This window comes from Desulfovibrio sp. ZJ746 (assembly GCF_011039155.1).
In the GTDB taxonomy this organism is placed as follows: domain Bacteria; phylum Desulfobacterota; class Desulfovibrionia; order Desulfovibrionales; family Desulfovibrionaceae; genus Desulfovibrio.
The window spans coordinates 32,307-55,752 of record NZ_JAAKEK010000007.1 but is presented as its reverse complement, the minus strand read 5'-3'; the positions used below and the strand labels follow the sequence as shown (position 1 = coordinate 55,752).

Here is a 23,446-nt window from a genome sequence, read left to right as displayed (position 1 = left end):
GGCGGAACGGCCTTGCGGCAGGCGCGAGCTCGCCTCAGGCGATGCTTTTCCCGAGTTCATAGGCCTCTCGGGGGAAGCCGGTTGCCGTGATGGAGCCGGCTTCCTCAAGGCCGCCGGCCTGGATGATGCCCCTGTTGCTCCAGCCGAGATAGGCGAGCATGGCCTGATAGGTCATGGCAAGGGGTATATTGGGCTCCTCGGCTGTGTTGAGATGCGTCGAGAGCAGGATCGCCTCCTTGGGCGCATGGAGTTTTTTGTCCAGCGCATAAAACCTGTCGATGACCGTTTTCAACTGTGTGCAGAAGCCGAACCAGTAGAGGGGGCTCACGAAAACCACCATGCGGGCCGGGAGGATATGCTCCCGGATTTTTTGGAAATCGTCCTTGAAAATGCAGGGGCCGTCCTTTTTGCAGGAATTGCAGCCGACACAGGGATGAACGTCGCTGCGCGCCGCGTCAAAGCGGAAGATGTCATGGCCGTTTTCAGATGCGCCGCGTATAAATTCATCGGCAAGGATGTTGGAATTGCTCTTTTTCCTGGGGCTCCCGGTGAGAACGAGGATCTTCATCGTCTGCTCCTTTTTTGTATATGATGTCTTGCGTCCTTCGACACGTCCCCGTCCGTCTTTTACAGGTTCAGCCAGTCGATGCGCGGCCTGCTCCTGAACGGGACGCGCTTATATGCAATGGCGGGGCGCCCGATCATCAGCGCGCCATAGATCCTGTCGCCCTGCGGGAGCGGGAGCTCCCGCGACGTCTCCTTGCCGCAGACAACGGTGAAGATGCCCGCCCAGCAGGAGGCGAGCCCGAAGGACGGCAGCGCCAGTTCCAGGGCGGCCAGGGCGGTGGCGCAATCCGCGGCGGAAAGCGGGATGGCCTCCGGCGCGTGGGCGATGAGCACGCAGGGCGCGCCGCGAAAGATCCTGTCGCGCCCGGCCGGGGCGTCCTCCAGAAGGCGGGTGAGAAAAGCGTCCTTGCGCATGATGTCGGCCGTCAGGCGGCCGAGCTTTTCGACTTTCTCCCTGCCGTTGACGATGAGGTAGCCGATCTGACGGCTGTTGGTGCTCGTGGGCGCATAGGAGGCGAGGTCAATGATCCGTTCCAGCAGTTTTTCGTCAACGGGCTCGGTCTTGTATTCGCGTACCGAGCGCCTGCCCCTGATAAGCCCCGTCACGTCCGCCTCGCTGAGCGGATTCGGCATGGCCTCGAGGTCTCCCGCGGCATGGCCGTCCAGGCTTATGGACGCCGTGGGGCAAATGGCCTGGCAGTGGCCGCAGTGGATGCATCTGCCCCGGTTTTCCGGGGCGATGGCCGGGATCTCCCCAAGTTCGATGATACCCTCAAGGCAGTCTTTCACACATAGACCGCAGCGCACACAGGTTTCGGCATCGGCCTTGAATTTCACAGGCTCCATGGTTTCCTCCCTTGGTTGTTGTTGAGAAGCGTCCGACGCGGCACATCGCCTCGCAAAATGTATGTATCTACATGTATGTTTCCGAAAATCCGCGTGGACTCCCGCAACCGCCCTCGTTCCCGAACGGCTTGATGAAACTAGCCCAGCACATCGGCGATCTTGTCCAGCAACAGGTAGAGCTGCTGGAAATCCTCCTCGCCGATGCGATCTTTTACTGAACGCTGGGCCTGCTCCCAGGCGGCGCGCGCCGCCTGCAGTTTCGTGCGCCCCTCGGGTGTGGCGCGGATGAGCCTGCGCCGCGGGTCCTCACTGGCGGGGGCGGTGACGATGAGCCCGTTTTGCTCGAGTTTGTCGATATTCCGGCTCACCGTGGTCTGGTCCATGCACAGGGCCGAGCTCACGTCCGAAAGGCAGGGCTCGCCGAGATTGCTGATGCAGCGCAACAGGCAGTATTGGGTGCTTTTCATGCCGGCCTTTCTGATGAAGGAATCATACAGCTGGGTCAGCACCCGGTCCGCCCGCCGCGTCTGGAGGCAGAGGCAACTCGTTTTATAGCGTATATCACTCATGGGGCATCACCTCCCTGTGCTGTCATGCGGCCGAGGGGACAACATAGCCAGTCATGGGGACTCGGCCTGGCCTGACACTACATCCACGTTATGGAGGGCTCGGGCCTGAAGGGTACGCGCTTATAGGAGACAGCCGGCTTGCCGATCATCAGGCCGCCGTAGAGCCTGTGCCCCTCGGGGAGGGAGAGGCCGGCGGGCAGCCCCTTGTCGCAGACGCGCGTGAATATCCCGGCCCAGCAGGAGGCGAGCCCAAAGCTGGGGAGCGCCAGCTCCAGAGCGGCCAATGCCGTGGCGCAATCCGCGCCCGCCAGCAGTTGCGCCGGCGCATGGGTCAGCAGCACGCAGGGCGCGCCGCGGAAGACCTGGTCATTGCCGGCCGCAACCAGTTTCGCGGCCGCTGGGTACAAGCCATGCCGGTCCATTATCTCCAGGGTGGCCTGGAGGAGCTGTTCCACTTTCGCCCGGCCGTTGAAAACGATGTAGCCGACGCCCCGGTTGTTGGAGCCTGTGGGAGCCCAGCAGCACATGCGGATGATCCGCTCAAGCAGCGCGTCATCCACATCCTCACGCTGGTACTCGCGCACGGAGCGCCGCCCGTGGATGAGGGCGCGCACTTGCGCCTCGGCCAGGGGCTTTTCCGCCGCCTCCAGCATGTGCGGGTCATGCCCGTCCAGCGTTATGGAGGCCGTGGGACAGATGGCCTGGCAGTGACCGCAATGGATGCACTTCTCCCGGTTCTCTTGGTCGATGAAGGGAACCTCGCCCATCTCGATGATCTTGAAAAGGCAATCCTTGATGCACAGCCCGCAACGGACGCAGGTATCGGCATCGACGTGGAAGGTGACAGGAGCCATGAGTTTCGCCTCCACTGGCTCGGCGTGACGAGTAGTGCCACCCGTAAAAGGCGCAGCGCAGCGCTTCGCGCCGAAGCTGGGAAAAGGATGGGAAAATTGCCGGGGCTGCGCCCGACGGCAGAGAGTGCATACCCTGACAAAATCCATGTATATGCAATGGTTTTTCCTGTCAACCCTTTCACGGCGGCGCAAAAAAGCCCCCGACGCTCCTGAAACCAGGCCGCTCCGGGGGCTCCACGGCGGGAAAAGGCGCCGCTTATATGCGGATGCTGTCGCGGATGTCCTCAAGGCGCGCCTTGGCGAAAAGCAGCCAGGAGGTCACGAGTTCGCCGGAATTGAAGAAGGAGGTGATGCACAGCGGGTCATAGGTGCAGATGCGGTCAAGATACCCCATGGCCGCGCTCATGTTCTCGGCGTTGTTCTTGGCGCTGATCTCGGGATAGAGCGCATAGAGGGTGTTGATGAAGTCGCGCAGCACGAGGCAGATGCCCTGCACTTCATAGATGCGGTTGTCGAGCTCATAGAAGTGCATTTCCTGCGAGTTTTCGAGCAGGCCGAGGCAGTAGCCGAGCATGTTCTCGCCGGTGACGGTCACGAAGGAGGCATAGAGGTCGTCGGTGCGGCAATTGTAAACGCCCTTGCCCGTGTCCAGCGAGTTCTTGTACTGCTCGAGCAGCTTGAGGCCCTTCTTGTAGGAGCCCTCCGCCGAGGGGAACATGAAGCTGCGCGGGTCGATGGCGAAATTGTTGATGCGCGCCTTGTAGAGGAATTCGCTCTCCCGGTCGCTGGCGCCGAGCTTGGCGATCTGGCTGGAATAGAGGTCGAGCAGGAACCTGGTCGCGTGATAGACGCCGTACTGCCGGTAGGCGCGGTTGTCGAAGAAGAAGCGGTTGAAGATGATGTCGTTGAAGGTCCAGCCGAAGGTGGAATCAAGCTCGTGGCGCATCTGGTACGTGATGGCGTCGAGCAGGATCTTGCCCTTTTCGTTCTCGGGGAGGTTGGCGGCGTTCTCCGGCAGGGCCATGGCCTCGGGGAAGCTGGTCTGGTCCACCGCGGAATAGAGCCTTTGCAGTCCCCAGAGCGCCACGAGGATGCCGAGCAGGATGCAGAACTGGACGCCCAGTGTCCTGAGCACGATGCGGGTCTTGTGGATGCCGGGAATGTCCTGAAGTTTCATGCGTGTCCTCTCATGCCGCGCGGCGCTCAGGCATCGGCGCTGTCGATCCAGGCGGAAAGCGTGTCCACGATCTTGCGGGCCTGCTCGCTGCTGGAAATATTGAACTTGGATTGCCGGCGATATTCGCCGCCGGACTTTTTGTAGCGCTGGATGACGTATTTGTCCGGGCCGTAGTCGCCGGTCTCCGGCTGCCATTGCTGGTAGCGGAAGAGGATGGTCGTCCAGGCGCCCTTGGAGAGCACGGCCTTGTCGATCTCCTTGACGAGGAGCTGGCCGTTTTCCTCATATTCCACGGTGAGGTCGTCGATGGATTCGTTCACGCTTGTCTCCGCGGCGTTTCGGGCCGGCGTTTGTGCCGGGGCGCCTCATCGCAAGCGGCGCCGCCTTACGGGCCGGGAACGCGCCTCCCGGCCCTCAGGCCCGGCGCCCGAAAGCGGTTCAGCCGATGTAGCTCGCCAGGACGCCCTTGACGGTTTCGGGGAGTTCCGGCTTCGACACCACCATGTCGGCGGGCCCCGGGCCATAGCGGTCGGACGTGGTGGCAGCGGTGGCGGTCATGGCCATGAGCCGTTCGGAGAGCGTGAGCTCGTGGCCGTGGCCGAGCCTCTGGCCGAGCATGGTCAGGACATGATCAGTGATGTCAATGGGTTGTACGGGGGTGTAGACAACAGGAACGGGCATGATGCGGTCTCCTCGTTGTGCGGCCCTGCCGCGGCGCCTCCGGGCCCTGAACAGGCCGCCGGAAGCGCGGCGCCACTCGCCGCGTCAGCGTGCTTTCCCCATGCGGGGAGGAAGACACCCTAGAGTGCCAAACTACCGGATTCATCGGCTGTTTGCAAGAAAGCATTAGGGCAGGGAAAAAGAGAGGCGCACATCGCCGCCGCGCCCGCCGGGTGCCCGCTAGGCCCCGCAGCCACCGCCCCCCATGCCGCCACCGCTCCCGCAAGCCCCGCAGGAGGGGCCGCCCGTACCGAGCGGGCGCATCGGTCCGGGCTTGTAGGGAAAGGCGCCCGTCTTGAGCGGCGCGGGCGCTCCGATGCGGCGCACGGTGTCGGCCGCGCCGCACTTGGGGCAGGCCGGCGCCGCCGCGTCGCCGCTTTTGAGCAGTTCTTCAAAGACCTCGCCGCAGGCGCGGCAGCAAAACTCGAACATCGGCATGGGCCACTCCCGGTCTCTGTGCCTTCCGCGCGCTTGCGGAGAGGCGTCCAGTGCGGATATACTGAAATACACGGAAAAAGGAAACCGTTTAACCCTGGGCGCCGCAACCCGGCCGCCCGGGCCCCACGCGGAGACGCCATGAAGAAGATCCTGTTGCTGGCCGGCGATTATGTGGAAGATTACGAAGCCATGGTTCCGTTCCAGATGCTCCAGATGGCGGGCTACGAGGTGCATTCCGTCTGCCCGGGCAAGCGCGCCGGGGACACGGTCAAGACGGCGGTGCACGACTTCGAGGGCGACCAGACCTACAGCGAGAAGCGCGGCCACAATTTCGCCATCAACCACGACTTTGACACCGTGGACGTGAAGGAATACGCGGGCCTCGTCATCCCGGGCGGCCGCGCGCCCGAATACCTGCGCCTCAACGAGCGCATCCTTGACATCGTGCGCGAGTTCCACGCCGCCAAAAAGCCCATCGCCGCCATTTGTCACGGCCCGCAGATCCTCGTGGCCGCGGGCGTGCTCAAGGGCTGCACCTGCACGGCCTACCCGGCGGTGAAGCCCGACGTGGTGGACGCCGGCGCCACCTGGGCCGACCCCAACGCCGCGTGCAGCAACGCCGTGGTGGACGGCATGCTCGTCACCGCGCCGGCATGGCCCGCGCATCCCGCGTGGATGGCCGAGTTCATCAAGTTGCTCGGCGGCAAGATCAGCATCTAGCCGCTACCGGGAAAAAGAGACACACAGCCCGCGGCGAACTGCTTCACCGCGGGCTGTTTTATTTTAATTGTGGGCAAGGAACGCGATAGTTGACAGATATTCCTTAATTCCGTCTGGAGCGAAGCGGAAGACGGGTGCTACCGCCGGAAGAATCCTAAAAAATAAGATTTTTTTGTTCCGACAAGGAAGATAAAAATTGCGCTAGCCGTTGGCGAGTCCACGAGCCTTACGGATAGCGACAGTGGCATCGTTGGTTGACTTTCGCGGTAACTTGCTGCTGTCTTCATCCGTAGCTTCCTTCGTCGCAACGGCTGAAGCTCCGAAGGGAGTGTACTTAAGTACTCGACCGAGGAAATTTTTCTCTGACGCAGTCGGAACAAAAAAGGCTGTTTTTGACGGATACTTTCGGCATTACAGAGGCCGCACAGGCACAGACCAACTCAAGCAACAAAGCATCGAGAATGGATGTGCAACACCGCCTACATCCCCAAATACGCGCTGCGCACTTCCGGGCTCTGGAGCAGGTCCTGCGCAAGGCCCTCCATGGCGATGCGCCCATTCTCCATCACATAGCCCCGGTGCGCGATGCGGAGCGCCTGGTTGGCGTTCTGCTCCACGAGAAAGACCGTTGTCCCGTTGGCGTTCACCCGGCCGATGATGGCGAAGATCTGCTGGATGATGATGGGCGCGAGCCCCAGCGAGGGTTCGTCCAGCAAAAGCAGCGAGGGCCGGGCCATGAGCGCTCGGCTGATGGCGAGCATCTGCTGCTCGCCGCCCGAGAGCGTGCCCCCGGCCTGCCGGCGCCGCTCGGCGAGGATGGGGAAGAGCTCGAACACATAGTCCATGTCCTCACGCACGCCCTGCGGGTCGCGGCGCAAAAAGGCCCCGAGGTCGAGGTTTTCCTGCACGCTCAGGTCCGGGAAAATGAGGCGCCCCTCGGGCACCTGCGAGATGCCGAGCATGACGATCTCGTGCGGCGCGAGCTCGTGGATGGGCCTGCCGTTCCAGAAAATTTCGCCGCGCCGGGGCCGGATGATGCCGCAGATGGTCATCAGCGTCGTGGACTTGCCCGCGCCGTTGGCTCCGATGAGGGTGACGATCTCGCCGTCGTCCACATGCAGCGAAATATCCCGCAAGGCCTGGATATTGCCGTAATAGGAGTCCACGCCGCGCATCTCAAGCATCGCTTTCCCCCAGGTACGCCTTGATGACGCGCGGGTCGCCGCGCACTTGATCGGGCGTGCCCTGCGCGATGCAGGAGCCGTATTCCATGACGTAGATGCGGTCCGAAAGGGACATGACCATGCTCATGTCGTGCTCGATAAGCAGGATGGAGATCTCGCGCGAGGCGCGGATGCCGCGCACGAGAGCCTCGAGCTCGCGCGTCTCCTGCGGGTTCATGCCGGCGGCCGGCTCGTCCAGGAGCAGCATGCGCGGCTCGGTGGCCAGCGCCCGGGCGATCTCGAGCCGGCGCTGCGCGCCGTAGGCGAGGTTGCGCGCGGTCTCGTTCCAGACTTCCTGCAGGTTGACGCTCTCGAGCAGGGCATAGCTCACGTCGATGCTCTCCTGCTCCTCGCGCCGGGTGTGCGGCCCGCGCGCAAGCGCCCCGAGGATGCCCGCATGCGTGCGGCAGTGCCGCCCCACCATGACGTTTTCAAGCACGGTCATCTCGTTGAAGAGGCGGATGTTCTGGAAGGTGCGCGCCATGCCCAGCGCCGTGATGGCATGCGGCTTCTTGCCGTTGAGCAGGTGCCGCTCGCCCTCGGCGTCATAGAGGTAGACCCGGCCCTCGGTGGGCGTATAGATGCCGGTCACGCAGTTGAAAAAGGTGGTCTTGCCCGCGCCGTTGGGGCCGATGAGCGCCACGATTTCCCGCGCGTCCACATGCAGGCTCAGGTCGTTGAGCGCCCTGAGGCCCCCGAAATTCTGGGAGAGATCCTCCACCTCGAGCACGGGCTTCATGGCCGGCCCCCGTCAGCGGGCGCACCGCCGTTCTTGCCGCCCTGGAGCGCGCTGATGCGGTAGTGCCGCCGCTCGCCGCTGATGAGGCCCTGCGGCCGGAAGATCATCATGATGACCATGATGGCCCCGAAGATGAGCATGCGGTATTCGGAAAAGGCGCGCAGGTATTCGGGCGCGAGAATGAGGATGATGGCCGCGATGATCACGCCCGAGATGGAGCCCATGCCGCCCAATACCACCATGGAGAGGATCATGGCCGACTCCATGAAGGTGAAGCTCGAGGGATTGATGAAGGTCGTCTTGGCGGCGAAGATGACGCCCGCGAAGCCGGCCCAGCAGGAGCCGAGCGCGAAGGCCGAGAGCTTGACCCGCGTGATGTCGATGCCCATGGCCTCGCAGGCGATCTCGTCCTCGCGCAAGGCCTGGAGCGCGAGGCCCACGCGCGAGTTCTTGAGGCGCGAGATGACGGCCACGGTGACGGCCACGGCGGCGAGCACGAGATAATAGATGTAGATGGTGGACTCGTTGATCCCCATCTCCATGCCGAAGAAGCCGGGCCTCGGGATATCGCTGATGCCGCGCGGGCCGCCGGTGAGGCTCGTCCAGTTGAGCATGCCGAGACGGACAATTTCGCCGAAGCCCAGGGTGACGATGGCGAGATAGTCGCCGCGCAGGCGCAGCACCGGGAAGCCAAGGCCCAGGCCGAAGAGCGCCGCGAGCAGCCCCCCGATGGGCAGGCACGTCCAGAAACCCCAGCCGAAAAACTGGTTCAACAGGCCGTAGGCATAGGCGCCCACGGCGTAAAAGGCCACATAGCCCAGCACCAGCTGGCCGGCCAGCCCGACAACGATGTTCAGGCCGAGCGCCAGCATGATGTAGAGCATGGCCGAAATCATGATGTTGGTCTGGTAGAAGGAGCCTACGAGCGGCATGGCGAGCAGGCACAGGACGAGCAGCGCGAGGCCCCCGCGCCTAAGCCCCTGCTGCGCCATGAGCTCCTGAACCCCTGCGGCGAGCGCGGGCGGCACTGCCACGAGCGGCAGCCCCCGCGCCTTGCGCGCGAAACACCAGTTCCAGAGCAGGGAGAGGAAGAAGATGGCCACGCCCAGCGCGAGGATGCGGTCAAGGCGCCACTGGACGGAATTTTCCAGCAGGTTCAGGCGGATGCCCATGACCGGGAGGGTCAGGACCATGAACCAGACGGCGGTGATGAGGGCTTTGCCGAGCTTGTGCATGGCTAGACCTTCTGCACCTTGGCTTTGCCCAGGATGCCGTCGGGGCGGAAGATGAGGATGAGGATCAGGATGGCGAAGGCCAGGATGTCCTCATAATTGCCGGAGAAATAGCCGGTGGTGAAGCTCTCGGCGAGGCCGAGCACGAGACCGCCCACCATGGCGCCGGGGATGGAGCCGATGCCGCCGAGCACGGCCGCGGTAAAGGCCTTCAGCCCCGCGATGAAGCCGATGCCGAAGTTCACCTGGCCCATGTGCGAGGCGATGAGCACGCCGCCGAGCGCGGCCAGCGCCGAGCCGATGATGAAGGTGAGCGAGATGATCCAGTCCGCGTTGATGCCGAGCAAAAGCGCCATCTTGCGGTTTTGCGCCGTGGCCCGCATGGCCTTGCCCATGCGCGTGAAGCGGATGAAGAGCGAGAGCGCCACCATGGCGAGCGTGCTCACGAGCAGGATGAGGAAGTCGCTCGGGCCCATCACATAGTCGATGTACTCGAGAAATTCCATTTCCGGCAACAGGCGCGGAAAGGGCACGAAGTCCGAGGTTTGCGCCAAGAGCACATAGTTCTGCAAAAAGATGGACATGCCGATGGCCGAAATGAGCGGCGAAAGGCGCGGCGCGCCGCGCAGGGGCTTGTAGGCCACTTTCTCCAGCGTGTAGCCGTAGGCCGCGCACCAGATGACGGCCACGAGCGCCGCCACCACGAGGATGCCGCCGGCAGGGAAGCCGTACACCCCGAGCGCCCCGGCCACGAGCAGGGCCGTGAAGGCGCCGAGCATGTAGATTTCGCCGTGGGCGAAGTTGATGAGCTCGATGATGCCGTAGACGAGCGTGTACCCGAGCGCGATGAGCGCGTAGATGCTGCCCCGGGTGAGGCCGCCGAAGAAGAGCTCGATGAAGAACTGGATGTCCATCTGCGTGTGCGTGTTGCCTTGCCGAAAGGACGGTCGCGCAGGAGCCGCCGGGCGCGCCCGGCGCTTGCCGGGTGCGGGACGGCCTCTCGGGAGCCGCCCCGCCTGTTCCCGGTTTCCCTGTTATTCGAGGACCACGCTGTGGTCGAGCTCCACGAACTTGCCGTCCTTCACCTGATAGATGGAGAGCGCCATGCCCGCGGCGTCGCCCTTGTCATTGAAGCGGATCTTGCCGAGCGGCGTGTCCACGGCGTTGGTGCGCAGGGCTTCCTTGAGCTTGGCCGTGTCCGTGCCGCCGGTCTTGGCGATGGCGTCGAGCAGGCACTGGGTGGCCGCATAGGCGTTGTAATAGCCGAAGCCGGGCTCGCTGCCATAGGCCTTCACGTGGGCGTCGCGGGCGTGCTTGTATTCCTCGAGGGAGCTCGTGTCCTTGGGATAGGAGGCGTAGACGCCCTCGCTGTCCTTGCCGGTCATCTTGAGGAAGGTCTCGTCCTTCACGCCGTCCGGGCCGATGAAGGGCGTGTCGAGGCGGTCGCGGCGCATCTGCTGCACGAGCTTGGAGGCCACGGGCTGGTAGCCGCCGAAGACCACGATGTCGGGCTTGGCGCGGCGCAGCTTGCGCACCACGGCGGAAAAGTCCACGGCGTCCGGCGTCACGGCCTCGAAGAGCACGGTCTCGGCGCCGCCCTTTTCCATGAGGGCGCGGTTGTTGTCCGCAAAGCCCTTGCCGTAGTCGCCGTTGTCATGCAGATAGGCGATCTTCTTCACCTTCAGCTTGTTGAGCATGAAATCGCTCGTGAGCTTGGCCTGGGCGTTGTCATTGGCCACGGTGCGGAAGAAGAGCGGGTTCTTGCCGGTCTCGGTGAGGCCCGGCGTGGTGGCCGTGGGCGAAACGGCGATGAGGCCCGCCTCCTGGAAGAGCGGCAACGAGGCCGTGGTGGGGCCGGAGCAGATGGGCCCCACGACCACGCCCACCTGGTCGGAAATGAGCTTGGTGGCGGCGCTGGTGGCCATTTCGGGCTTGCACTGGTCGTCCTGGGCGACGATTTCCACCTGCTTGCCGAGCACGCCGCCCTTGGCGTTGGCCTGCTCGGTCACGAGCTTGACGGCGTTCAGGCTGGGCACGCCATAGGAGGCGAGGTCGCCGGAATGGGCGCCCTGGACGCCGATCTTGATGCTGTCGGCCGCGCCCGCGGAAGCGCCAAAGCCGAGCATGCAGGCCATTGCGAAAAGAGCCAAGCCTTTTTTCATGAGCGGGTCTCCTTAAAAAACTGATGATCCGGGGCTGCACAAACGCGGGGCGCGGGCGCAAGCCACAGGGCTGCCTGAAGAAGACGGTCCCGGCTGAAAAGCGCGCACAGGTCTCGCGTGGGGAAGTGTCATGTTGTGCCCTATTGCGGCAAGCCTGTCAATCCGCTGGCCGGCCGCCGGCGCGCCTTTTGCCGTCCTTACTCCCCCTTTTTCTTGTGGCTCGAGCGCAGGTGGATGCGCATGGGCGCGTGCTTGATGCCGAACATCTCGCGCAGGGTGCGCTCAAGGTAGCGCACATAGCTCTCGGGCACGCGTTCGGCGTCATTGACGAAGAACACAAAGGTGGGCGGCTCGGACTCGGCCTGCGTCATATAGAAGAACTTGGCCCGCGAGCGGCGTACCACCGGCGGCTGGTGTCTGGTGAGCGCCGCTTCCATGGCGCGGTTGAGCTGGCCCGTGGGCACGCGCACCCCGCACTCGCGCTTGATCTCCTCCGCCATGGGCAGGATGGCGTCAAGGCCCTTGCCCGTGTGCGCGGAAACGGGCAAGACCGGCACATAGCGGCAGAAGGCGAGGATCTCGTCCACGCGCTTCTTGGCCGCGTCCAGCTGGCCGCGCGGCACGAGGTCGCACTTGTTGAGGCAGATGAGGAAGGGGATGCGCCGCGTGTCCAGCATGTCGATGAGGCGCTTGTCCTGCTGGCTCACGCCCTCGGCCACGTCGAGCACGAGCACCGTCACGTCGGCCTTGGTGGTGGACTTGATGGCCGCGTTCACCGAATATTTCTCCACGCTGTCCTCGATGCGCGTGCGCCGGCGCACGCCGGCCGTATCCACGAACACGTAGTCGCGGCCGCCCCGGGTGAAGCGCACATCCACGCTGTCGCGCGTGGTGCCGGCCACGTCGGAGACGATCATCCGCTCCTCGCCGGCGAGCGCGTTGACCAGGGAGGACTTGCCCGCGTTGGGGCGGCCGAGCATGGCGAGGCGCAGGGCCGGGGCCTCGGGCGGCGCGGCCAGTTCCTCGCCCCCGGGCGAGACGAGCGCGGCGAGGTCTTCGGCCAGCGCCGGCATATGGTGGCCGTGCTCGGCCGAGACGGCCAGGAGCGGGAAGCCCAGGGCGTGGAATTCCGCCAGCTGCTCGTCCTCGTGCTCCGCGCCGTCAACCTTGTTGACCACGCAAAGCGTGGGCAGGCCCTTGCGGCGCACATGTGCGGCAAGGTGCTCGTCCAGCGGCAGCAACCCGGCCCGCCCGTCCACCACGAGGGCCACGGCCGCTGCGGTGGCGAGGGCCGCGTCCGCCTGGGCGAGGATGTGGGCCTCGAAGCCGCGGATGCCCTCGGGCCCCTCGGCCACGCCCGCGTGGGCGTCAAGGGTGATACCCCCCGTGTCGATGACGGCGAAGGAGGGCTGGCCCTTGCGGCGCACCACGCCCTCCATGCGGTCGCGCGTGACGCCCGGCATGTCGTGGGTGATGGCGCGGTTGCTCCTGATGAGCCGGTTGAACAGGGTGGACTTGCCCACATTGGGGCGCCCGAGAAGCACGACCACGGGGAGTTTTTCAGCGGGAGCGTCTGGCACGGTGAGCCTCTGGCATGCGGCGGCGGATGCGCCGGTTTCAGTGCGGCGCGCCGGGCTCGGCCCCGGCGGCGGGGATGGGGAAAATATGGTGGGGGGCCGCTTCCGCGGCTTCCATGGGCATGGGTTCCGGGAGTGCGTCGAGGGCGTAGGGGGGCGCCCAGTCCGGCAGGCTCTCGAGGGCGCGCCCGTCGGGCAGGATGACGCGCAGGGCGTGCAGGCACATGGCAGGGCACGACTCGCGCCGGCCGCGGCCGTACTTGCCGTCCCCGAGGACGGGATGGCCGAGCGCCGCAAGCTGCACGCGGATCTGGTGGGTGCGCCCGGTGATGAGCCGGATCTGGAGCAGGCTTGCCGCCTCCCCGGTGACGAGGGGCCGCACCACGCAGAGCGCCTCGCGGGCGTCCGGCGGCTCGCGGCCCGGCTCGCAGACGCGCATGCGCTCGGCCCCGGGCGCGCCTTCCTTATGCACATGGGCGCGCAACAGCCGGGGCTCGGCGAAGGGCCACTTCCCGGCGACCCAGGCCACATATTCCTTGACCATGCGCCGTTCGCGGAAGGCCTGCTGGAGATCGCGCAGGGCCGCGTGCGTTGCCGCCACGAGGAGGATGCCCGAGGTGTCCTTGTCCAGCCGGTGCGCGGGCGTTGGCGGAAAGGCCGCCCCCGGCGCATGCGCGGCGAGCCGCGTGCCCAGGCTGTCCTCATGGCCGGTGCCGGGATGGGTGGGAAGGCCCGCGGGCTTGTGGAAGGCCCAGATGTCGCCGAAAGTGCCGACCAGCGGCGGCAGGGGGGGCGCATCCGCCGTGGCGGTGGGGCCCTGCGGGGGCTCGGCGGCGCGGCCGTCCGTGAGGGGCGCGCCCGCCTGGGCGGCCAGGGCGCCCGCAAAGGGCGGCAGGCGCACCATGTCTCCCTCGTTCACGCGCGCGAAGGGCTTGGCCCGGCGCCCGTTGAGGCGGATCTGGCCGGTGCGTATCCAGCGGTGGAGGAGGGCCGGGGGCAGGTTGAGCCGGCGCTGGAGAAATTGGAGGAGTTTCTGGCCGCTTTCCGCCCGGCCCACCGGGGGAAAGGGCGAACCGTCCGCCGGGCCGGGATCCGCAGCCGTTTCGAGCTCGGACATGCCGCCATAGTGGCTAAAGGCAAGGCCCGCGTCAAGGGAGCGGCGCCCCGGCCCGCCAGGCCCCGCTTGCCCGCGCCTTGCTGCGAAACGCCGCCGCTGGTCCGCAGGCAGCCGTCCGCCATGTGGGGCTGGGATTCCGCCCCGGCCTGTCTTCCGGCCTTCCAGCCAGCGGCGGACACCCACGCGCCGCGGCCTCCGACATGGAGGGGGCGCCCCGGATGCGGCCACATTCCTTCTCGACTTTCCTCGCCAATTTTGGCACATTTGCTGCCTTCATCCCGCCCTCGGCGCCGGCTTGCGCGTCTCGCGGGCTTTCCCGCAAGGCGCGGGGGACTTGGCACGCGGCCTCCCGGCGCTCCAGCTGCAGGGGCGCGCAGCGGTTTCAGGGCAAGCTGGCGCGGGATTCCTGGCTCCGAACCGCGGGAAGAGGAGTGGAAAGGGATGAAGGGAAGCCCAAGGGTCCGCGTTCATCTTCACTGGAGAAGAAAAAGGTCACTGCCATGCGGTTTCGGGGCCTGAATGATCCGCGCATCCTGTTGCGGAAGAGTTTTATCGTCCTTTTCCTTCTCTTCTTATGCACGCCCGGGGTCATGTTCGCGGTGGGGGAGCCGGCCTTTCTCAAGGCCGACCTTATCCGCCAGAACCGCGCGCCGGAAAAGTTTCCGCCGCTGTTGAACCAGCCCCTTGCAAAATGGCCCCACGCCCTCGAAAAGTATCTCACAGACAATCTTGGGCTCAGGAAGTGGTTCATCGCCAGCCAGATGCGCTTTTTTGAGTGGTACCTGCACACGCCCGTCACCTACGCCCTGAGAGGGGAACAGTACGGCCTCTACGCCCTCAGGCTTATCAGGCGCCATATCACGCCCTTTCCGCATGAAAAGGAGCGGCTTTTCCAATTACGGGCGCTCTGGACGGCACGGCAGGAATATTTAAAGCTGCATGGCATAACATATCTTCTGGTGATCCCCCCAGACAAGGAAAGCGTCCTCGGCAGGGATATCGCATGGTGGTTTCCCGTCCTCAACGAGCGCCATAATTTCGCATATAAAGTGCAACGGATGCTCTCCCGGTCAGGCATCAATTTTATGGTCTTTGATTCGCTTTTCGCCGCCGAGGAAGAGCCGCAGAGCCTTTTTTATCAAAAAAGGGATCTCTTTCACTGGAGCCGCAAGGGCTTCATGCTGGCGAATGCAGCAGTTGAGCGAAAGCTCGCGGCCCTTTTGCCCGGCAAATCTTTTGAAAATACACCCTCTGCAAAAGAAAGGATCGCCGAAGTACGCACGCCGCCCTACGGGTCTGAGGCGGTGGCGTCCTATTATTACTCCCTTACGCCCGAAAGTTTCACCACAGAACGCTGCAGGTTTGTCGAAGCCGGCTTCCCGCTGCTCCAAGTGCATGCGGACGGGATGAAAATAACCAACCATTTGCCGAATGCCTCGGGGGCCATGGTCATCGCGCGGGATTCGTTTTACGGGGCCTTTGCTTTCAGCACCAACAACCGGTTCATAGGGCCTTTTCCCCCGTGGGCGTGTAATTTTGCGACGATCTATACCATCGATCGTGCCGAGTTTACTCTGCGCACGCTGGAAAAGATAGCCGCCTTGAAGCCCCTCGTTGTCATTGATGCGCACTGTGAACGAACCTTGGGCGATGGCGATTCGCGGGAGGCGCATATCCCGACGATGCTGCTGGGAGAAAAATTTTTGGGCAATCTTAAATTTGTCCTGTCACCAAATACACCTGTTGAATCACTGAAGTTGCATGGTCAAATATCAATGAAATATGTTTATGCTAATGCAATTACCTCGAGTATTGCAATTCAAACGGGGGGGGGGGGGGGTAGCATGTATTGCTTTGCCGCCCGTAAAAACCAATGAGGATGGCTACGCTGTTATCGCCGCGAGAATACAGGCGCCGCGGGGCCAGCCCCCCCGCTGCCAGTTCCGTGCGCCGGGAGGCGGCTGGCAGGATGCCCCGACCCTCAGCTATGGCCGGATAGAGACTTTCCCGGATATCCTGTATGCGCAAATTTTTTCCCGGCCGGACATAGAGCTGGACGCCAGGATACTCCTCCCCGAAAAAGCCGCGCTTACCATTCTCCCTCTTGAATTGCCCAGCCTCAAGGGGGGGAACTGATGCTGTTTAATACCCCGATTTTTCTCTTTGTGTTTCTGCCGGCGACACTGCTCCTCTACTTCCTCTTCGTCAGGATGCGGGCATTTTTTCTTGCAAATTCCTTTTTGGTGGTGGCGAGCCTGGTTTTCTATGCGTGGGGGAACCCGCTTCATCTCGGCCTCTTGCTCTTTTGCGGGGTCTTTAATTACGCAATGGGCCTGTGGCTCGCGCGCAAGGCGGCGGGAAAGCCCGGCCTTGTCCTGGCGCTTGCCGTAAATGTCGGGATATTGGTGGTCTTCAAGTACGCCGGCATGCTGGCTGACGGAATCATCTTCATGGGCGGGGAAATCACGTCGCAATGGAACTTTATCCAGAATATCGCGCTGCCACTGGGCATCAGTTTTTATACGTTCCAGGGCATAAGCTATATTGTGGATGTCTCTAAAAAGAGCATCTCGCCGCAAAGAAATCTCGTGGACTTCCTGGCATACCTGTGCATGTTTCCCCAACTGGTAGCGGGCCCCATAGTCCGTTACAGCGAAATTGCCGGGAATCTCGGGGAGCGGTCGCCCAAGGCCACGCCTGTGGCTGACGGCTGCCGCCGCTTTATCTATGGCCTCGCCAAGAAGTGCCTGCTCGCGGACACCTTTGGAAAAATCGCTGACGCATGTTTTGACATCCCGCCCGCCACGCTTTCGGGCGAAGCCGCATGGCTTGGCATGCTCTGTTACAGCCTCCAGATTTTTTTTGATTTTTCCGCCTATTCCGACATGGCCATCGGCATGGGCCACATGCTCGGCTTTACCTTTCCCGAAAACTTCAATGCGCCCTATCTGGCGCGGAGCGTCAGGGAATTTTGGCAACGCTGGCATATGAGCCTTACCCGCTGGTTGAGAGACTATCTGTATATCCCTCTCGGCGGCAACCGGATTTCGCAGGCAAGAACATGCCTGAACATGATGGTCGTCTTCCTGGCTTGCGGCCTCTGGCATGGCGCAAGCGCAAATTTTTTACTGTGGGGGGCGTATTTCGGCTGCTTTCTTGTGCTCGAAAGGCTTGCGCATAACAGGCCCATGGCGCCTGTCGTCGGGCACGCCTATACGATGCTTGTCGTCATGGCCGGCTGGGTGCTCTTTCGTGCCCCGGACCTAGGCTCGGCCCTGGGCTATTACAAGGCTCTTGCGTTCATGAATGGGGTGGCGCTGGTTGAGAATGTGGACGTGCTCCTGGCCTTTCATGGGTATTACCCAAAAATCGCCCTGGGGTGCGCGGTGTTTCTTATTCTCCTGCCGGCCTTGCCAAAACCCGCTTTTTTGAAACGCGCGGCTTCCCCGGTTCTGCTTGGCCTTGAATATCTCTGGGCGCTCGCGCTCCTCTATGTTTCAACCATGATGATTTTCGGCGCAACGCACAGGTATTTCATTTATTTCCGCTTCTAGGGGGCGGTCGGCAGCTTCCCCAAAACGCCCGGCCCGGTTTTTCTGCCCGGCACCCAGAAACGCCAAGATTGCCGCGCGGGCGCGGCACATGTGGCCATGCTCCTGCCGTCCCTACGGTGTGCCATGCGCGTGCGGTACCGCGCCCAGCGGGTGCGCGTGGCGGTGGGTGTGCGCCTCGAGGGGCACGCCCGTTTGCAAACGGCCCTTGTCCATGCCCCAGATTTCGCCGGCCACGCGCTCGAGAAAATCCCAGTCGTGGGAAATGACGATGCGCGCCGTGGGAAGGCCGTTGAGCACCTCGATGATGCGCTCGCGCGCGTCCGCGTCGAGGCCGGTGGTGGGCTCGTCGAGGAGGAGCGCCTCGGGCCGCATGGCGAGCACGGTGGCCAGCGCCACCAGCGTTTTTTCCCCGCCGGAAAGGCGGTGCGCCAGGCGTTCCCCGTAGGCCCCAAGGCCGAGGCTCGCGAGCGTCTCCTCGGCGCGGGCGCGGGCCTCTCCGGGCGCAAGGCCCAGGTTGAGCGGGCCGAAGGCCACGTCCTCGAGCACGGTGGGGAAGAAGAGCTGGTCGTCGGCGTTCTGGAGCACATAGCCCACGGCGCGGCGCAGGATGCGAAACTCCTTTTCCGTGCGCACGGGCGCGCCGTTGAGGAAGATCTCGCCCTGTTGCGGCATCTCGAGGCCGGTGATGCAGCGGAAGAGCGTGGTCTTGCCGCTGCCGTTGGGCCCGTAGAGGCCGAGGCGCTGCCCGGGCCTGAGCGTGAGGCTCACGTCATGGAGCGCGGGCCGGCCCGCGCCGCCGCCGGCATAGGCGAAAGAGAGGCCGCGGATGTCGAGCAGTGGCGCGTCGTCAGCCATGGGGGCCTCCAAAAAGTTCCGTCCAAGCGAGGAGGGCGGCCAGGATGAGCAGCGCCGCGGTGAAGGCCGTATCGCGCGGGCGCCATGCGAAGGTGTCCAGCGGGCGGAAGCTGCCCGTGAAGCCGCGCAGCAGCATGGCCTCGTGGACGCGGCGGGCGCGGTCGTGGCTGCGCACGAGCAGGAGGCCGAGCAGGGTGGCGAGGGTCCGCCAGGTGTGGGCGTTGCTTTTGGGCACGAAGCAGCGCAGGCGCGCGGCGGTGATGAGGCTGCGCCACTCCTCCTCGAGGACATGCACATAGCGCCCCATGAAGAGCACGAGCCACGCCAGGCCCTGCGGGCAGCCGAGGCGCCTCAGGGCGTGGCCCAGGGTCGCGATGTCCATGCCCGTGGTCAGCGCGCTGAAGATGGCGCAGATGGCATTGGCCTTGAGGCTCACGAGCAGGCTCAAGGTCAGGCCCTGCGCCGTCACCGTCAGGGGGCCGAAGGCCCATACGGGCTCGCCCGGCGTGGTCCACGGCACCACGCACCAGAGAAAGAGCACGAACACATCGACCGCCGCAAAGCGCTTCATGAGCGTTGCCGGCGCGGGCCGCGCCGCGAGGAGCAGGGCGAGGCCCACGGCAAGCCCGAGCATGCAGGCGGCAAAGGCCTGCGCCACGGCCACGCAGGCGGAGAGCAGCGCCGCCATGGCGAGGCGGGCGCGCGGGTCGATGCCTCGGAGCTGTGCTGCCACGGGCTAGGGCTTCTGCTGCCTGCGCCGGGCCAGGAACCAGCAGGCGATGCCCACGAGGCCCATGATCCAGCCGAGGCCGCCCACAATGTCGCGCACCGAAGGCCCCGGGGAGGAGAGCGCGGCCAGCTCCCGCCGGACGGGCGCGAGGCCGCTCGCCAGCGCCTCGGCCACGATGGTCCGTACTTCCGCTGCGGTGAGCGGGGCCGGTGCCGCAGGGGCCTCCGGGGCCGGAGCTATCGAAGTGGTGGCGGTGGCCGGGGGCTTGGCGGCCGTGGCCGGCGCGGCCTGGAGAAAGCCGTGGCCCAGGTCGCGGGCCTCGTTGATTTCTGCCGCGGTCATGGTCCAGTCATTGACATGGCCCTCGCCCGCATTGACCTCGATGCGCAGGCCATGCCCCTCCCGCACGGCCTCGGGCACGGCGAACACGAAGACGCCCCTTTCGTTGGTGCGCCCCTGGAGCAGTACCGTGCCGTCCCCGGCGTCATAGACGGTGACGATGCCCCCGCGCACGGGGGCGGCGCGGTTGAAGCCGCACTCCGCCACGATGTTCTCGCCTTCGACCCAGGCGAAAATGTTCACCCGGTGCGCCAGCGCGTCCGCGGGCAGCGCCAGCATGGCAAGCAGGAGCGCCATGGGGAGAAAGAGCGATAAAAAGGGAAAGCTCCGGGGCATGTCAGTCCTCCTTGCGGGGGCTCGCTGCCGGGGCGCTCACGGGCAGAGCCTCGGCGAGCATTTCCGGCCGCACGCGGGCGATGAAGGCCACGGTGATCATGGTGACGAAGCCCTCGGCTGCCATGACCGGCAAATGCGCCAGCAGGAGCAGCCTGGCGGCGGTGACGAAGCCCTCATTGGTAAAGGCGAGGGCAAGCGCCGTCAAGAGGGCGGAAAGGGCCACGCCGAGCGCGCCGCCGCAGAAGGCGGCGAATTTTTCGCCGGCAGGCCCGGGCCAGAGGCGCCGGATGCCGCGCCACGCGTACCAGGCGACCACGGCGGAAGTGCCCATGGTGAAGGTGTTGACGCCGAGCGTGGTCAGGCCGCCGTACTGGAAGAGCAGCGCCTGGAGCAGGAGCGCGGCGAGGATGGCCGGGAAGGCCGCCCAGCCCAGGAGCACGCCGAGCAGCCCGGTGAGCAGGAGGTGCGCGCTCGTCACGCCGATGGGCACATGGATGAGCGAGCCCACGAAGAAGGCGGCGGAGAGGATGCCCGCCTCCATGAGGCGGCCGCCGTCCATGTGCCGCAGGCCGAGGGCAACGCCGGCGGCGCCGAGCGCGGCGCCCGCGCCGAGCACCGCTGGGGAAAGGACACCTTCCGCGATGTGCATGCTTGCTCCGGGACAGTTTCCGGGCGCTCCCGCGAGGGGCGGGCGGAGCGCCCGGCATTTATGTCTTTAGTGCGTGATGGGCGCCACAAAGTCCACCCAGAGCACCGCGCCGAGCTCCACCTGAACGGGCTTGTTGTCCGGGCCCGGGCGCTCGCCGCCCTCATTGAGGGCCGCGAAGCCCCACCAGCCGGCCCAGGGCACGCCGTAGACAAAGACGCCGTTTTCGTCCGCGCGCACCACCTGAGTGACATAGTATACGTCGGGCGCCTCGTGCCGGCCGTCGCGGTTCCAGAACTCCACCTCCACCTCGGCCCCGGGCACGGGCTTGCCGTCGAGGAGCACGCGGCCGGCGAACACATTGCCCGCATAGTTGGCAAAGGGCCGCGTCAGGGGCACGATCTCGGTCTTGAGGCCCAGCGGCTCCGCCCAGCCTTCCTCGGCGCCGAAAGCGGCGACGACGGTCTTGGCGTAGTGGATGATATAGCAGTTTTCCGCCGGCTCAAAATAGGGTTCGGGCTCCACGGCGAACTGGTAGACGCCGGGCCGCGCGATGCGATACTTGGCCTGCCAGGCCTTGTGGTCGAGGAATTTCACCTCCTTGAGCGTGCCGATCAGGTCTTCGGCCTTGCCGTCGCGGAAGACCTGGAAGGCGCGCGGCTTTTCCATGACCATGCTCTTGCGCTCCTGCGGGTGGGCGAAGGCGATGTCCAGCGTGAGGTCCGCAGCGGCTCTCTCCGTCACCGTGGGCGCGGAGGGGATGACCATGCCGAAATGCGCGCCGGCCGGCCCTGCGTGGGCGAGAAGGAACACAAGGGCCGCAAGGGCCGGAGCGAGACGGGGGATGCGCATGGGGCCTCCGGGGTATGGTGGTGAAAGGGTGCGTAATTAGTAGCACGAAATTACAAAATGTGTCAATATCCGGAGAGGCCCGCTGGACACGCGGCCCAAAGTGCGCCACCTTCGCGGGAGCGTCCTGACGCGGCATTCTGCCGGCGCCGGGCGCAGGAGCGATGGGCATGGACCGCGCGGACATCCTGCATCTGCTTAATGAGGCCGACGGCGAAAGCGTGCGTGCCGCGGCCGAGCGGGAGCTCATGCGCGCCAAGGGGACACGCGTCTTTGTGCGCGGGCTCATCGAGTTTTCCAATGTCTGCCGCCGCAACTGCCGCTATTGCGGCCTGCGCGTGCAGAACCGGGCGCTTTCTCGCTATGCGCTCACGCAGGCGGAGGTGCTGGACGAGGCCGCCCGCGCCGTGGCCCTGGGCGTTGACAGCATCGTGCTCCAGTCGGGCGAGGGGGCGTCCGATGCGGCGTGGCTCGCCGAAGTGGTGCGCGAGATAGTGACGGGCCTCTCCGTGCCGGTTGCCCTGTGCGTGGGCGAGTGCCCGGAGGGGGACTACGCCCTCTGGCGCGAAGCCGGGGCCACGCGCTACCTGCTCAAGCACGAGACCGCGGACGCGGCCCTCTATGCGCGGCTGCATCCGGGCCACACGCTCGCTGAGCGCGTCGCCTGCCTGCGCGTCCTGAAAGGCCTCGGTTATGCCACGGGCACGGGCTTCATGACCGGGCTTCCGGGGCAGACGGTGGAATCCCTCGCCGACGACATCCTGCTCGCGCGGGAGCTCGGCGTCGCCATGTGCGGCGCGGGCCCCTTCATCCCGCAGGCGCAAACGCCGCTGGGAGAGGCGCCGGGCGGCACGGCGGCGCAGAATTTGCGCGTGCTCTCCGTGCTGCGCCTGGCGCTTCCCGAAGCGGACCTCCCGGCCACCACGGCCCTCGCGAGCCTTTCGCCGGGCGGACAGGCCGAGGGCCTCAGGGCCGGGGCCAATGTGCTCATGCCGAGTTTCACCCCGGAGGCGCGCCGCGCCGACTACCGCATCTATGACCACAAGGCCCCGGTGAGCCTGGCCGACGCCGCGAGCGCCATCGCCCAAGCGGGGCGGACAGCCCGTATACTGGACCCTGTACGGGGCGACGCGTGAGGCAGCCGTCCTCGCGCCGGGGAAAGTTTGTCTTTGCGCTTTGCGTGCATCTGTGGCACTATCAGCGCATCTTTTTCCGGCCGGGTGAGGCCCGGCCCCCGGAACCCAAGCCCGATTCCAAGGAGGACAGCCATGCCGCTTGTCGGACCCAAGGAGATGTTCGCGGCCGCCTATGCGGGCCACTATGCCATCGGCGCGTTCAACGTCAATAATATGGAGATCATCCAGGGCATCATGTGGGCGGCCGCCGAAGAGAAATCGCCGGTCATCCTGCAGGTGTCCGCCGGCGCGCGCAAATACGCGGGCCAGGTCTACATCATGAAGCTCGTGGAAGCGGCCCTGCAGGAAGATCCGGGCATTCCCGTCGTCGTCCACCTCGACCACGGCCCCACCTTCGAGATGTGCCGCGACTGCATCGACGGCGGTTTCACCTCGGTCATGATCGACGGCTCGCACCTGCCCTACGAGGAAAACGTGGCCCTCACCAAGAAGGTGGTGGACTACGCGCACCCGCGCGGCGTGTGGGTCGAGGCGGAGCTCGGCAAGCTCGCCGGAGTGGAGGAGCATGTCTCCTCGGCGGAGCATGTCTATACCGACCCGGACCAGGCGGTGGACTTCGTCGACCGCACCGGCTGCGACTCGCTGGCCGTGGCCATCGGCACGAGCCACGGCGCCTACAAGTTCAAGGGCGACGCCAAGCTGGACTTCCCCCGGCTCGAGGCCATCAGCGCCAAGCTCCCTGGCTATCCGCTGGTGCTGCACGGCGCCTCCAGCGTGCCCGAGAAATTCGTCAAGCTCTGCAACGAGTACGGCGGCAAGGTGGGCGGCGCCCGGGGCGTGCCCGAAGACATGCTGCGCAAGGCGGCCACCATGGGCGTGTGCAAGATCAACGTGGATACCGACATCCGCCTCGCGGTCACGGCCACCATCCGCCAGTTCTTCGTGGAGCATCCCGAGCAGTTCGACCCGCGCTCCTACCTCGCGCCCGCGCGCGAGGCCGTCAAGGAAATGGTGGCCCACAAGATCCGCGATGTCATGGGCTCCGCGGGCAAGGCCTAGC

Annotated in this window: 25 protein-coding genes; 5 read left to right on the top strand and 20 right to left on the bottom strand. The window is 65.1% G+C overall.

Annotated elements, in window-relative coordinates; all coding sequences use genetic code 11:
- Window positions 1-34: 34 nt before the first annotated feature.
- The 8 genes from G7Y54_RS10710 to G7Y54_RS10675 form a co-directional block, all read right to left on the bottom strand.
- On the bottom strand, window positions 35-568 hold the full coding sequence (locus tag G7Y54_RS10710; protein ID WP_165079373.1) for a flavodoxin family protein: 534 nt from the start codon (window positions 566-568) through the stop codon (window positions 35-37).
- A gap of 59 nt (window positions 569-627) precedes the next feature.
- A complete protein-coding gene (locus G7Y54_RS10705; protein WP_165079374.1) occupies window positions 628-1,413 on the bottom strand; it encodes a nitroreductase family protein in 786 nt (261 codons plus the stop codon).
- A gap of 137 nt (window positions 1,414-1,550) precedes the next feature.
- Window positions 1,551-1,880, bottom strand: a complete 330-nt coding sequence (locus tag G7Y54_RS10700) for a MarR family winged helix-turn-helix transcriptional regulator (RefSeq protein ID WP_165079375.1) — start codon at window positions 1,878-1,880, stop codon at window positions 1,551-1,553.
- Between the two features lie 179 nt (window positions 1,881-2,059).
- A complete protein-coding gene (locus G7Y54_RS10695; protein WP_165079376.1) occupies window positions 2,060-2,836 on the bottom strand; it encodes a nitroreductase family protein in 777 nt (258 codons plus the stop codon).
- 256 nt (window positions 2,837-3,092) lie between these two features.
- A complete protein-coding gene (locus tag G7Y54_RS10690; RefSeq protein ID WP_165079377.1) occupies window positions 3,093-4,013 on the bottom strand; it encodes a DUF2333 family protein in 921 nt (306 codons plus the stop codon).
- Window positions 4,014-4,039: 26 nt separating this feature from the next.
- Complete coding sequence (locus G7Y54_RS10685) at window positions 4,040-4,333, bottom strand: hypothetical protein (RefSeq protein ID WP_165079378.1); 294 nt, start codon at window positions 4,331-4,333, stop codon at window positions 4,040-4,042.
- Between the two features lie 118 nt (window positions 4,334-4,451).
- Window positions 4,452-4,694 (bottom strand): hypothetical protein, encoded by a 243-nt coding sequence (locus G7Y54_RS10680; protein ID WP_165079379.1) that lies wholly within the window; start codon window positions 4,692-4,694, stop codon window positions 4,452-4,454.
- Window positions 4,695-4,913: 219 nt separating this feature from the next.
- Complete coding sequence (locus G7Y54_RS10675) at window positions 4,914-5,171, bottom strand: zinc ribbon domain-containing protein (RefSeq protein ID WP_165079380.1); 258 nt, start codon at window positions 5,169-5,171, stop codon at window positions 4,914-4,916.
- Window positions 5,172-5,309: 138 nt separating this feature from the next.
- On the opposite strand from G7Y54_RS10675, the gene G7Y54_RS10670 reads away from it, so the two are divergent.
- Window positions 5,310-5,891: a DJ-1/PfpI family protein gene (locus G7Y54_RS10670; protein WP_165079381.1), complete on the top strand. Its 582-nt coding sequence runs from the start codon at window positions 5,310-5,312 to the stop codon at window positions 5,889-5,891.
- Window positions 5,892-6,370: 479 nt separating this feature from the next.
- Here the strand turns inward: G7Y54_RS10670 and G7Y54_RS10665 are convergent, their stop codons facing one another.
- From G7Y54_RS10665 to G7Y54_RS10635, 7 genes are all read right to left on the bottom strand, one after another.
- On the bottom strand, window positions 6,371-7,075 hold the full coding sequence (locus G7Y54_RS10665) for an ABC transporter ATP-binding protein (protein WP_165079382.1): 705 nt from the start codon (window positions 7,073-7,075) through the stop codon (window positions 6,371-6,373).
- Window positions 7,068-7,853, bottom strand: coding sequence for an ABC transporter ATP-binding protein (locus G7Y54_RS10660; RefSeq protein WP_165079383.1), 786 nt, complete (start codon window positions 7,851-7,853; stop codon window positions 7,068-7,070). Before G7Y54_RS10660 ends, G7Y54_RS10665 begins: the two co-directional genes overlap by 8 nt.
- Window positions 7,850-9,088 (bottom strand): high-affinity branched-chain amino acid ABC transporter permease LivM, encoded by a 1,239-nt coding sequence (gene livM / locus G7Y54_RS10655; RefSeq protein WP_165079384.1) that lies wholly within the window; start codon window positions 9,086-9,088, stop codon window positions 7,850-7,852. The genes G7Y54_RS10660 and livM overlap by 4 nt, the downstream gene beginning before the upstream one ends.
- Window positions 9,089-9,090: 2 nt before the next feature.
- Window positions 9,091-9,999, bottom strand: coding sequence for a branched-chain amino acid ABC transporter permease LivH (locus G7Y54_RS10650; protein ID WP_165079385.1), 909 nt, complete (start codon window positions 9,997-9,999; stop codon window positions 9,091-9,093).
- A gap of 120 nt (window positions 10,000-10,119) precedes the next feature.
- The gene (locus tag G7Y54_RS10645; protein WP_165079386.1) at window positions 10,120-11,247 is read right to left on the bottom strand and encodes a branched-chain amino acid ABC transporter substrate-binding protein; all 1,128 of its coding nucleotides are present in this window, start codon (window positions 11,245-11,247) and stop codon (window positions 10,120-10,122) included.
- A 197-nt stretch (window positions 11,248-11,444) separates the two neighbouring features.
- On the bottom strand, window positions 11,445-12,827 hold the full coding sequence (gene der, locus G7Y54_RS10640) for a ribosome biogenesis GTPase Der (protein ID WP_165079387.1): 1,383 nt from the start codon (window positions 12,825-12,827) through the stop codon (window positions 11,445-11,447).
- 37 nt (window positions 12,828-12,864) lie between these two features.
- Window positions 12,865-13,941: an RluA family pseudouridine synthase gene (locus G7Y54_RS10635; RefSeq protein ID WP_165079388.1), complete on the bottom strand. Its 1,077-nt coding sequence runs from the start codon at window positions 13,939-13,941 to the stop codon at window positions 12,865-12,867.
- 431 nt (window positions 13,942-14,372) lie between these two features.
- Between G7Y54_RS10635 and G7Y54_RS10630 the strand changes: the two genes are divergently transcribed.
- The gene (locus G7Y54_RS10630) at window positions 14,373-15,818 is read left to right on the top strand and encodes a hypothetical protein (protein WP_165080262.1); all 1,446 of its coding nucleotides are present in this window, start codon (window positions 14,373-14,375) and stop codon (window positions 15,816-15,818) included.
- Between the two features lie 258 nt (window positions 15,819-16,076).
- Window positions 16,077-17,495 carry an MBOAT family O-acyltransferase gene (locus G7Y54_RS10625; protein ID WP_165079390.1) on the top strand — a complete coding sequence of 473 codons (1,419 nt, stop codon included), beginning with the start codon at window positions 16,077-16,079 and terminating at the stop codon, window positions 17,493-17,495.
- Between the two features lie 111 nt (window positions 17,496-17,606).
- On the opposite strand, the gene G7Y54_RS10620 is transcribed toward G7Y54_RS10625, so the two are convergent.
- From G7Y54_RS10620 to G7Y54_RS10600, 5 genes are all read right to left on the bottom strand, one after another.
- Complete coding sequence (locus G7Y54_RS10620) at window positions 17,607-18,350, bottom strand: ABC transporter ATP-binding protein (protein ID WP_165079391.1); 744 nt, start codon at window positions 18,348-18,350, stop codon at window positions 17,607-17,609.
- Entirely contained in the window at window positions 18,343-19,083 is a 741-nt protein-coding gene (gene cbiQ / locus G7Y54_RS10615) for a cobalt ECF transporter T component CbiQ (protein WP_241159464.1), read from the bottom strand. Before cbiQ ends, G7Y54_RS10620 begins: the two co-directional genes overlap by 8 nt.
- 3 nt (window positions 19,084-19,086) lie before the next feature.
- Complete coding sequence (locus G7Y54_RS10610) at window positions 19,087-19,755, bottom strand: cobalamin biosynthesis protein CbiL (protein WP_241159465.1); 669 nt, start codon at window positions 19,753-19,755, stop codon at window positions 19,087-19,089.
- Window position 19,756: 1 nt separating this feature from the next.
- On the bottom strand, window positions 19,757-20,404 hold the full coding sequence (gene cbiM, locus G7Y54_RS10605) for a cobalt transporter CbiM (protein WP_165079392.1): 648 nt from the start codon (window positions 20,402-20,404) through the stop codon (window positions 19,757-19,759).
- 66 nt (window positions 20,405-20,470) lie between these two features.
- Entirely contained in the window at window positions 20,471-21,253 is a 783-nt protein-coding gene (locus G7Y54_RS10600) for a DUF4198 domain-containing protein (protein WP_165079393.1), read from the bottom strand.
- Between the two features lie 167 nt (window positions 21,254-21,420).
- On the opposite strand from G7Y54_RS10600, the gene hydE reads away from it, so the two are divergent.
- Together hydE and fba are read left to right on the top strand one after the other, a co-directional pair.
- Window positions 21,421-22,386: a [FeFe] hydrogenase H-cluster radical SAM maturase HydE gene (gene hydE / locus G7Y54_RS10595; RefSeq protein ID WP_165079394.1), complete on the top strand. Its 966-nt coding sequence runs from the start codon at window positions 21,421-21,423 to the stop codon at window positions 22,384-22,386.
- Between the two features lie 132 nt (window positions 22,387-22,518).
- On the top strand, window positions 22,519-23,445 hold the full coding sequence (gene fba, locus G7Y54_RS10590) for a class II fructose-1,6-bisphosphate aldolase (protein ID WP_165079395.1): 927 nt from the start codon (window positions 22,519-22,521) through the stop codon (window positions 23,443-23,445).
- Window position 23,446 lies beyond the last annotated feature (1 nt).